A 10,347-nucleotide genomic window follows, 5' to 3' on the forward strand; every position below is an offset into this window, starting at 1 on the left:
CAGACTGATGACTGACAAACCCACTCCAGACGCCGCCGCCCTGGCCGAGCGCGACGACCAGGTTCGATTGCTGCGGGACAGCGTCATTGCGTTCGCGGCCGGCCGCCTGCCGCTGATGCGCGCGCGCAAGTTGCGCAAGGCGCAGCCGGAGTTCGATCCGGCGATGTTCGCGGAACTGGCGGGACAGGGCTGGGCCGGCCTGCTGCTGCCCGAGGAATTCGGTGGCTTCGGCCTGGGCTTCGCCGAAGCGCGCGTGGTCATCGAAGGGCTTTCGGCACAGCTCGCACCGGAGCCGCTGGTGCCGGTCGCCGTGCTCGCGGCCGGGGCGCTGCGGCGCTGCGCGAAGTCCGCGCGGCGCGATGAATTGCTCGGCGCCCTTGCCGAAGGAACGTCAGTGCCGGCGGTTGCCTGGCAGAACGTCGCGGGCAGCCTGGAACTGGAGCAGCCGCCGTTCACTGCGGTGCGCGCGGGCGAGGGCTGGACGCTCGAGGGCGAGGCGCGATTCGTGCGCCCGGGCAGCGGCGCGACCGTGTATCTGCTGCTCGCTTCAACGCCGGAAGGTGTCGCGCTGTTCGCGGTCGAACCGGGTAGCAGCGGACTCGAAATGAAAACCGAGGCGCAGGCCGACGGTACCTCACTGGCACGCCTGCGCGCGACCCAGCTGCGGGTGAGCGCGGCTGCTGCGCTGACGTTGAAGCGCGAAGACCTGGCGGCCGCGCTCGATGAGGCCCTTGTGATGAACGCGGTGGAACTGCTCGCGCTGATCGTGCGCATGCGCGCCATGACGCTCGACTACCTCAAGACACGCATGCAGTTCGGCAAGGCCATCGGCAGTTTCCAGTCCTTGCAGCACCGCTCGGCGGACATGCTGATCCAGGAAGAACTCACCCGTGCCGTGGTCGGCCAGGCCGTCGCCGCGCTCGATGACGACGTGCCGCAGCACACGCGTACTAGCATGGCCAGCCGCGCCAAGGCGCGTGCGGGCGAGGCCGCGATGTCCACCGCGCGCGAAGCGATCCAGTTGCACGGCGGCATTGCCGTGACCGACGAATACGACCTCAGTCTCTACGTCAACCGGGTGCTGTCGCTGGCACCCTGGCTGGGCAACGCCCAGGCGCATCGTCGGCGCTACGTGCGGCTGAATCCCCCCGTGGCCGCCAGCGAGGGCTGAACACCATGCAAAAGACCGACTGGAACACCCTGTCCGACGAGGACTTCCGCAGCCAGGTGCGAGCGTTCTTCCACGCGAACTACCCGGAACATCTGCGCTATCCCAAGACCCGCCTGCGCTGGGTGCAGGTGAAGGACTGGTACCTCACCCTGTCGAAGCAGGGTTGGCTGGCGCCGGCCTGGCCGCAGAAATACGGTGGCATGGGACTCACGCCGCCCAAGCTCCTCATCTTCATGGAAGAGCTGGAGTTGCACGGCATCGGCCGTGCGCCGGACATGGGCATCGTCATGGTCGGGCCGCTGCTGATCCAGCACGGCACTGAGGAACAGAAGGCCTACTACCTGCCGAAGATCCTTTCCGGCGAGCACGTGTGGTGCCAGGGCGATTCCGAACCCAATGCCGGCTCCGACCTGGCCAGCCTGCGTACCGAGGCGGTGCTCGATGGCGACCACTTCATCGTCAACGGACAGAAAACCTGGACCTCGCTGGCCCAGGACGCCACCCACATCTTCATGCTGGTGCGCACCGACAAGAAGGCCAAGAAGCAGGAAGGCATCAGCTTCCTGCTGGCGGAAACCAGCACGCCGGGCGTCGAATTGCGGCCGATCCGCAACCTCGCCGGCCACGAGGAATTCTGCGAGACCTTCCTGCGCGACGTGCGCGTGCCCGCAGCCAACATCGTCGGAGAATTGAATCGCTGCTGGACCATTGCCAAGGCGCTGCTGAGCTTCGAGCGCATCGGCATCGGCGGCCCCAAGCAGAGCCAGTACGCGATGGCGCGCCTGGAAGAACTGGCACTGCAACTGGGTCTGACCGAAGACCAGGGCTTCATGGATACCTACGCGCGCTACAAGCTCGACGTCCTGGATCACGCGGCGCTGTACGAGCGCTTCGTCGACCAGGTGCGGCGCGGCGAGACGCTGGGCTCTGATGTCTCCATGCTCAAGATCGTCGGCACCGAGAACTACCAGAAGATTTCGCAGTTGCTGGTAGAGACCGCCGGCAGCGCCGGCGGTCTGGTGGGCGACGTGGACATCGGCGGCGAGTCCTTCGACTGGCTGACCAGCTACTACAACGCGCGGCCCGCCACGATCTACGGCGGCTCCAACGAGATCCAGCGAAACATCCTGTCCTCGCAGGTGCTGGGCCTGCCGTCCTGAGTGCAATACGAATACGAGAGAGACACGCGATGAACAAGATGATGGAAGGCAAGGTGGTGGTGGTCACCGGCAGCGGCCGCGGCATCGGTCGCGACATGGCCCTGCAGATGGCCGCCGAAGGTGCGGCCGTGGTGGTCAACGACCTCGGCGTGTCGGTGGACGGCAGCGAATCCGGAGAAACGCCGGCCGCCGAAGTGGTGCGCGAGATCGAGAGTCGTGGCGGCCGCGCGGTGGCCAACTACGAGAGCGTGTCGGATTGGGTGGCGGCGGGTCGCATCGTGCAGTGCGCGATGGATACCTTCGGCCGCATCGACGTGGTGGTGAACAACGCCGGCATCCTGCGCGATCGTTTCTTCTTCAACATGAGCGTGGATGAGTGGCGCGCCGTCATCGACGTGCATCTGCACGGCAGCTTCTTTGTGTCGCGCGCCGCCGCACCGTATTTCAAGTCGCAGAGTTCAGGTGCCTATGTGCACATGACCTCGACCTCCGGCCTCATCGGCAACATGGGCCAGGCCAACTACGCGGCAGCCAAGCTGGGTGTCGCAGCACTGTCCAAATCCATTGCACTGGACATGCGGCGCTACAACGTGCGCTCCAACTGCATCTCGCCGTTTGCCTGGAGCCGCATGATCGGCGCGATTCCCACCGATACGCCGGCACAGCAGGCGCGCGTGGAGAAGCTCAAGAAGATGGAGTCGGGAAAGATCGCACCGATGGCCGTGTTCCTCGCCAGCGACGCCGCCAAGGACGTGTCCGGCCAGATCTTCGCCGTGAGGGCCAACGAGATTTTCCTGATGAGCCAGCCGCGCCCCATCCGCAGCGTGCACCGCAGCGAGGGCTGGACCCCGCAGACCATTGCCGAACAGGCGTTGCCGGCGTTCAAGTCCAGTTTCTTTCCGCTGGAAATCTCTGGTGAAGTGTTCTCCTGGGACCCGATCTGAGTCATGGCGGTCGATTACCAGAAGCTGCTGAATTACCCGATTCCGGACGTCCGGCAGAAGTACACGCGCAAGGACACCATGCTCTACGCCCTGGGTCTGGGACTCGGTGCGGACCCGATGGACGAACAGCAACTGCGCTTCGTCTACGAGGACGGCCTGCAGGTGCTGCCGACCTACCCGGTGGTGCTGGGCCATCCCGGCTTCTGGTGGAAGAAGCCGGATACCGGCGTGGACTGGGTGCGCATCGTTCACGGCGAGCAGGGCCTGATCATCCACAAGCTGCCGCCGCCCGAAGGCGAACTGATCGGACGCACGCGGGTGAAGAACATCGTCGACAAGGGGGCCGGCAAGGGCATCCTCGTCTACTCAGAACGAATCATCACCGACGCCGCCACCGGTGAGTTGCTGGCGACGCTGCCGAACACCACGTTCTGCCGCGGTGACGGGGGCATCGGCGCACCGACCGGTCCGGTGCCGCCGGTGCATGAGCTGCCCACGCGCACGCCGGATATTTCAATCACGCTCGATACGCTGCCGCAGGCGGCGCTGATCTATCGCCTGTCCGGTGATGACAACCCGCTGCACGCCGATCCCAAGGTGGCGCGTGCGGCGAAGTTCGAGCGTCCCATCCTGCATGGCCTTTGCACCTTTGGCGTGGCCGGGCATGCGCTGGTCAAGGCGCTGGACTACGACGTGAGCCGCATCGCCTCGATGCACGCACGCTTCACTGCGCCGGTCTTCCCGGGCGAGTCGCTGACCACCGACATCTGGCGCGACGGCGCGCTGTGGTCGTTCCGCACCCGCGTGGCCGCTCGCGACACCGTCGTGCTGAGCAATGGCCGCGTCCAGCTTCATTCCTGATTTCCTTACCGACCCGAAGGTTTTTCCATGTCTGAAAATTCCACACTGGCACCGCAGATCGCGGCGCTGATCGAGATGTTCCCCGGCATTGGCTTCCAGAAAGTGCTGGGCATCGAGGTGGTGGAGACCGCGATCGACCGCGCCGTCGTGCGCCTGCCGCACCGCATGGAACTCTGTGGCGGCGGCAACGCACTGCATGGCGGCGTGATCTCAAGCCTGCTCGATCTGACTGGCGCGCTTGCCGCCTGGTCGGGTCATGACATCGCACGCGGCATGAAGGCTTCCACCGTGACCCTCACGGTGAACTTCGTCGGTGCCGCGATGGGCGCCGCCATCGTTGCCACCGGCGCGGTGCGTCGTCGCGGCAAGGAACTGATCTTCTGCGACGTCGAGATCGTCGAAGACACCGAGGCGCGTCGCCTGGTCGCCACCGGCTCGATGATCTACCGCATCGTCTGAATTCACCCACCCCAACGACTCATCCTTCATACCGAGATCGCCATGACCTACGAAGACTTCCAGTTCCTCAAATTCGAACACCGCGCCAATGGCGTGCTCGTCATCACGATCAATCGTCCCGAGGTGATGAACGCCACCAACGCGCGCCTGCATTGGGAACTGACCAAGATCTGGCAGGTGGTACACGACGACGCCAAGACCAAGGTGGCGGTGATCACCGGATCCGGCGACCGCGCCTTCTCCGCGGGTGGCGATCTGGAATGGATCAGCAACATGGTCGGCAATCCGAAGGAGATCAGCGTCGTGATGCAGGAGGCCGCCGATGTGGTCTACAGCATCATGAATTGCGAGAAGGTGGTGATCTCCGCCATCAACGGCGTCGCGGTCGGCGCAGGTCTGGCGGTCGCCATGCTCGCAGACATCAGCATCATGGCCGAGGAAGCCAAGATCACCGATGGCCACGTCAAGCTCGGCGTCGGCGCGGGCGACCATGCCGCCATCATCTGGCCGCTGCTCTGCGGCATGGCCAAGGCCAAGTACTACCTGCTCACCGCCGAGTTCATCGACGGCAAGGAAGCTGAGCGCATCGGCCTGGTCAGCGCCTGCGTGCCGCGTGCACAGTTGATGGACAAGGCGCTGGCGGTGGCCGACAAGCTCGCCGCCGGCAGTCAGGGCGCCATCCGCCTGACCAAGCGCTCGCTCAACGGCTGGATGAACATGGCAAGGCCGATCTTCGAGAGTTCGCTGGCGATGGAAATGCTCTGCTTCCTCGGCGAAGACGCGCCGGAAGGCGTCAAGGCCGTGCGCGAGAAGCGGGCACCGAAGTTTCCATCGGCGCAGTAAGGGACCGCAAAGAAATGTGCATCGCCACGCCTGCCGTCAGGACGCATCGAGTTGGCGTCAAAGGGTGCCGGGGTCGCGAGCTGCCCGCTTCGCGACCTCTGCCATCCGCAATCTTTCTCAGCAGGCCGGAGCAATCAGGACGCCGATCCGGGCCGCAGGACAGACCCACTTTTTCACATCGGGAGATCGAACTTTGAATTTTGAACTGAGTGCCGAGCAGCGGATGATTCTGGAGTACGGCGACAAGGTGTCGCAGCAGTACGACCGCCGCTACTGGATGACGTATGCCGAGAAGCACCAGCCGCCGAAGGAGCTGCTCGCGCAGGTCGCTGCCGACGGCTTTCTCGGCCTGATGGTGCCGGAGGCTTATGGCGGTGCCGGGCAGGGCATGATGGAAATGGCCTTGTTCATGGAAGGCCTGTCCAACAATGGCATTCCCCTGCTCAGTCTGGTGACCAGTTCGACCATGTCGATGGCACTGATTGCCATGCACGGCACCGAAGAGCAGAAGCAGAAGTACTTGCCCGGTGCCTGCCGCGGCCAGATCCGTTTCTGCTTTGCCATCACCGAGCCGAACGCGGGTTCCAACACGATGGAGATCACCTCCATCGCACGGCGCGAGGGCAAGGGCTTCAAGCTCAAGGGCCAGAAGACCTACATCACCGACGCCGATTCCGCAGACTACGCACTGGTGGTCAGCCGCACCAAGCCGCACGGCGAGGTCAGCCGCAAGACCGACGGCTTCACGCTGTTCATCATGGATATGCGCGCCAAGGGCGTGAGCAAGACCGTGATCCCGGTCAGCATTCCGATGCCGGAATCGCAATGGCAGTTGTTCTTCGACGACGTGGAGCTGAGCGAGGCCGATGCGCTGGGTACCGTCGACGAGGGCTTCAAGATCCTGTTCGACACGCTCAATCCCGAGCGCATCATCCTGTCCGCCCTGTGCGTCGGCCTGGGACGTTTTGCGCTGCGCAAGGCGGTGGCCTACGCGAACGAGCGCAAGGTGTTCAACAAGGTGCCGATCGGCGCCTACCAGGGCCTTCAGCATCCGCTGGCGGTAGCGCACTCGGAAATCGAGATGGCCGGGCTGATGACGCACAAGGCCGCCTGGGCCTTCGATCAGGGCCTGCCGGCGGGCGAATTCGCCAACATGGCGAAGTACGCTGCGGCCGAGGCCGGCATCCATGCGGTGGATGCGTCGCTGCAATGCTTCGGCGGCAACGGCTTCACCAAGGAATACGGCATCTTCGATCTGTACCCTATGGTGCGCCTGCTGCGCACCGCGCCGCTGAATCGCGAGATGGTGCTCAACTACATCGGCGAGAAGGTCATGGGCCTGCCGCGCTCGTACTGATGCTTACCTCGCCGCAGGAAGCCCGTGCCGGAGCGCTTGCCGGGCTGCGGGTTGTCGATCTGTCGCGTGTGCTGGGTGGCCCGTACTGCACGCAGATTCTGTCTGATCACGGGGCCGGCGTGATCAAGGTCGAGCCGCCGACGGGCGACGAGACGCGCACCTGGGGGCCGCCGTTTGTCGACGGTACCGCCTCGTATTTTCTCGGCGTCAACCGCAACAAGCAGGACATCGCGCTGGACCTGTCGCGTGACGAAGGCCGCGAGGTAGTGCTGCGCCTGCTCGCTGACGCCGACGTGCTGGTGGAGAACTTCAAGACCGGCACGATGGAGAAATGGGGCCTGGGCTACGAGGCGGTGCTGCGCGAGCGCTTTCCGCGCCTGATCCACTGCCGCGTGTCCGGTTTCGGCGCGGACGGCCCGCTGGGCGGCGCGCCCGGCTACGACGCGGTGGCGCAGGCGATGGGTGGCCTGATGAGTGTCAACGGCGATCCCGCCAGCGGCCCGACGCGCATCGGCATTCCCATCGTGGACATGACGACCGGGCTTAATGCGGTCATCGGCATCCTGCTGGCGCTGGCCGAGCGGCAGCGCTCGGGGCTGGGACAGTTCGTTGATGCGACGCTGTTCGATACTGCCGTCGGACTGCTGCATCCGCATGCAGCGAACTGGTTCGTCAACGGCCAGGTGCCGGCGCTGGCCGGCAGCGGCCATCCCAACGTCGTGCCCTATGACAAGTTCGAGACCCGCAGCGGCGAGGTGTTCCTGGGTATCGGCAACGACGGGCAGTTCCGCAAGTTCTGCAACTTCGTCGGTGCGCCGGAACTCGCCGCCGATCCGCGTTACGCGAGCAATGGCGAGCGCGACCGTAATCGCGTCACGCTGCGCGCCTCGATCGGGATACTGCTGGCGGACCGCGACGCGGTGGAGCTGTGCGAGGCCCTGCTCAAGGCCGGTGTGCCCGCTGGTCCGGTCAATCTGCTGCCGCAGGTGTTGGAGCATCCGCACACCCGGCATCGCGAGATGGTCGTGGAATTCGACAACGGCGAGCGTGGCCTCGGCATTCCGGTGAAGCTGTCGCGTACCCCCGGCGCCGTGCGTGCGCCGGCACCGGGCCTGGGCCAACACACGCGCGAGGTGCTGGCATCGCTGGGCTACACAGCGGAGCACGTAGACTCGTTACTTGATCAGGGCATCGCGCTAGGGCGCTGACGCCGGCCCATGCTGATTGCGCTCGTGGCGAGCCGTGCCATCCGTTTCGCGAGTCCCCGTCTCCGACCATGACGCTGCAATCCCTGATGGCTGATTTCCAGACCCATGTCTGGGTGTATCTGGCGATCCCTTTGGTAGCCGCCTTCGTCGGCTACGTCACCAAGACGCTGGCGGTGGAGATGATCTTCCGGCCGATCAAGTTCGTCGGGATCGAACCCTGGCTCGGCTGGCAGGGCATCCTGCCGCGCAAGGCGCTCAAGATTGCGACGCATTCGGCCGACCTGATGGCCTCGCGCCTGCTGGATTCCAACGAGCTGTTCGAGCGCCTGGACCCGGAGCGCATGCTGCGCGAGCTCGAGCGGCCGGTGAACGATGCGGCCGAAGCGCTGGTGCGCGAAATCGGCGAGACCTACATGGCCGGCTTCTGGGGAAGGCTGCCGGCGTTCGCCCAGCGCAAGCTGGTGGAACGGCTGCAAGCCGAAATTCCCCTGGTGATGCGCGAATTCTGGAGCACCGCGACGGGGCATTTCGAGGAATATTTCGACATCCGCCGCGTGATCATCGCCAACCTGGTGCGCGACAAGGAAAAGCTCAACGATATTTTCTGGCGCGTCGGCGGGCCCGAACTGACGTTCTTCCGGAATATCGGCTTCTGGTTCGGCTTTGTGCTCGGCGTGGTGCAGCTGGCCTGCTGGATGACCTGGCACGAGCCGCTGCTGATGCCGCTGTTTGGTGGCCTGATCGGCTTCGTCAGCGACTGGGTGGCGCTGCAGATCCTGTTTCGCCCGCTGCGCCCCAAGAAAATTCTCGGATGGACCTTCCAGGGCAAATTCCTCGCACGGCAGGACCAGGTTTCGAAGGACTACGCCACGCTGATGGCCTCGGAACTGCTGACCCCGGCCAACCTGATCGAAGAGCTGCTGCGCGGGCCGGCGCTGGACCGGATCGTGGACCTGGTCCACCGGCAGGTACGCGAGGCGATGGACGCGCGGCTTGGCATCGCGCTGCCGCTGGTCGTGCTCGCGCTGGGCCACGAGAGCTACGGTGAGATCCGCAAGCTGGTTGCGCGACGCATCATCGATCTGATTCCGGTGGCGTCGCGCGAGGTCGAGAAGTACGCGATGGATGCGCTCGATATCAACGACACCATCCTGGGCCGCATGAACTCGTTGTCGCCGGAAGAGTTCGAGTCGGTCCTGCGTCCCGCATTCAAGGAGAACGAGATCATCATCGTTGTCGCGGGTGCCGTTCTGGGTGCCTTGGTTGGCGAGCTGCAGGTGTTTTTCATGCTGGGCGGACACTGAGTAAGGTCCGTCTTCTCCTGCGATCTGGACCATAGAATCACTATGGGCCTTTTAAAATCGGCGAAATCGGTCCTCGCCCAGTCGCTTTTTCGCTTTCGATCACCCAGGCCCGACCGGCCCTAGGGCGCGCTTTATCCTGCTATCCAGCAGGGCTCAGTCCGGCTGGATCGCAGTCAGGCGGCTCTCGCTGGTTCCGGGTCGCAATGTCTGGTGACGGACTTGGGTAACTGGCGAAAATATGGGTCAGGTCGGCGACGCGTCGAGAACTTCCGCATTGTGTTCGCCCAGGCGGGGACTGGGGGCCAGGGCGGGCCGCAGCGCGCCGTCGAACTGGATCGGCATGCCGCAGGCGGGTTTGCCTTGGTGCCACTCGATCAGCCCGCGCACCTTGATCTGCGGGTTGTGCACGACCTCTTGCATGTCGAGGATCGCCGAGGCGCAAGTGTCTTCGTCGGCGAGCAGCGCTTCCCATTCGTCGCGTGTGCGCTGGCCGATCAGCTCCGCCACCGCCGTCCGCAGCGCCTCGCTCTTGCGACCCGGTTCATGGGGAAGTTCGAGCAGATCCTCGCGGCCCGCGAGCTTGCAGAAGTTGACGAAGAACTTGCGCTCCAGCGAACCCAGCGCGAGATACCGGCCGTCCGCGCAGGGGTAAACGCCGTAATTCGGCATGGCGCCGGACAGCATGGCGGTGCCGCGCGCCGGCACGCGGCCGAGGGTGCGCAGGTCCGCCAGCGTGGCCACCTGCAGCGCAAGGGTGCAGTCGAGCATGGCCACGTCCACGAAGCAGCCGCTGCCGCTGGCGCGCGCGCCGATCACGGCAGCGAGGATGCCGATGACGCAGCTCAGCGCGCCGGCGAGGTCAGCGACCTGGAAGTCCCCGACCTGCGGCGAGCCGCCGCGCGGCCCGTTCTGCGCGAGTTCGCCCGCGTAGCCGCGATAGTTCATGTCGTGGCCGGGGCGGTTGCGGTGCGGGCCGGTGTGGCCGTAGCCAGTAAGCGCCGCGAAAACCAGGCGAGGATTGATCTGCTTGAGCGTCTCGT

The 10,347-nt window shown here is 65.0% G+C and carries 10 protein-coding genes; 9 read left to right on the top strand and 1 reads right to left on the bottom strand.

What is annotated here, in order from left to right:
* The first annotated feature begins 7 nt into the window (after nucleotides 1–7).
* The 9 genes from Q0D45_RS06665 to Q0D45_RS06705 all read left to right on the top strand — a co-directional run bounded on the left by Q0D45_RS06665 (nucleotide 8) and on the right by Q0D45_RS06705 (nucleotide 9,307).
* Nucleotides 8–1,171 carry an acyl-CoA dehydrogenase family protein gene (locus tag Q0D45_RS06665; protein WP_293390225.1) on the top strand — a complete coding sequence of 388 codons (1,164 nt, stop codon included), beginning with the start codon at nucleotides 8–10 and terminating at the stop codon, nucleotides 1,169–1,171.
* Between the two features lie 5 nt (nucleotides 1,172–1,176).
* On the top strand, nucleotides 1,177–2,331 hold the full coding sequence (locus Q0D45_RS06670; protein WP_293390228.1) for an acyl-CoA dehydrogenase family protein: 1,155 nt from the start codon (nucleotides 1,177–1,179) through the stop codon (nucleotides 2,329–2,331).
* A gap of 29 nt (nucleotides 2,332–2,360) precedes the next feature.
* A complete protein-coding gene (locus Q0D45_RS06675) occupies nucleotides 2,361–3,275 on the top strand; it encodes an SDR family NAD(P)-dependent oxidoreductase (protein WP_293390231.1) in 915 nt (304 codons plus the stop codon).
* 3 nt (nucleotides 3,276–3,278) lie between these two features.
* Nucleotides 3,279–4,136, top strand: coding sequence for a MaoC/PaaZ C-terminal domain-containing protein (locus Q0D45_RS06680; RefSeq protein ID WP_293390234.1), 858 nt, complete (start codon nucleotides 3,279–3,281; stop codon nucleotides 4,134–4,136).
* Between the two features lie 27 nt (nucleotides 4,137–4,163).
* Nucleotides 4,164–4,595 carry a PaaI family thioesterase gene (locus Q0D45_RS06685; protein ID WP_293390237.1) on the top strand — a complete coding sequence of 144 codons (432 nt, stop codon included), beginning with the start codon at nucleotides 4,164–4,166 and terminating at the stop codon, nucleotides 4,593–4,595.
* A gap of 42 nt (nucleotides 4,596–4,637) precedes the next feature.
* The gene (locus Q0D45_RS06690; protein ID WP_293390240.1) at nucleotides 4,638–5,438 is read left to right on the top strand and encodes an enoyl-CoA hydratase/isomerase family protein; all 801 of its coding nucleotides are present in this window, start codon (nucleotides 4,638–4,640) and stop codon (nucleotides 5,436–5,438) included.
* A gap of 193 nt (nucleotides 5,439–5,631) precedes the next feature.
* Nucleotides 5,632–6,795, top strand: a complete 1,164-nt coding sequence (locus Q0D45_RS06695) for an acyl-CoA dehydrogenase family protein (RefSeq protein ID WP_293390243.1) — start codon at nucleotides 5,632–5,634, stop codon at nucleotides 6,793–6,795.
* Nucleotides 6,795–8,003: a CoA transferase gene (locus Q0D45_RS06700; protein ID WP_293390246.1), complete on the top strand. Its 1,209-nt coding sequence runs from the start codon at nucleotides 6,795–6,797 to the stop codon at nucleotides 8,001–8,003. Before Q0D45_RS06695 ends, Q0D45_RS06700 begins: the two co-directional genes overlap by 1 nt.
* 113 nt (nucleotides 8,004–8,116) lie before the next feature.
* On the top strand, nucleotides 8,117–9,307 hold the full coding sequence (locus tag Q0D45_RS06705) for a DUF445 domain-containing protein (RefSeq protein ID WP_293390249.1): 1,191 nt from the start codon (nucleotides 8,117–8,119) through the stop codon (nucleotides 9,305–9,307).
* Nucleotides 9,308–9,550: 243 nt separating this feature from the next.
* Here the strand turns inward: Q0D45_RS06705 and Q0D45_RS06710 are convergent.
* Nucleotides 9,551–10,347, bottom strand: a 797-nt coding sequence (locus Q0D45_RS06710; RefSeq protein ID WP_293390252.1) for a CaiB/BaiF CoA-transferase family protein, incomplete at its 5' end; no start/stop codon positions are given.

It is taken from the genome of Nevskia sp., from assembly GCF_023266035.1.
GTDB lineage: Bacteria > Pseudomonadota > Gammaproteobacteria > Nevskiales > Nevskiaceae > Nevskia.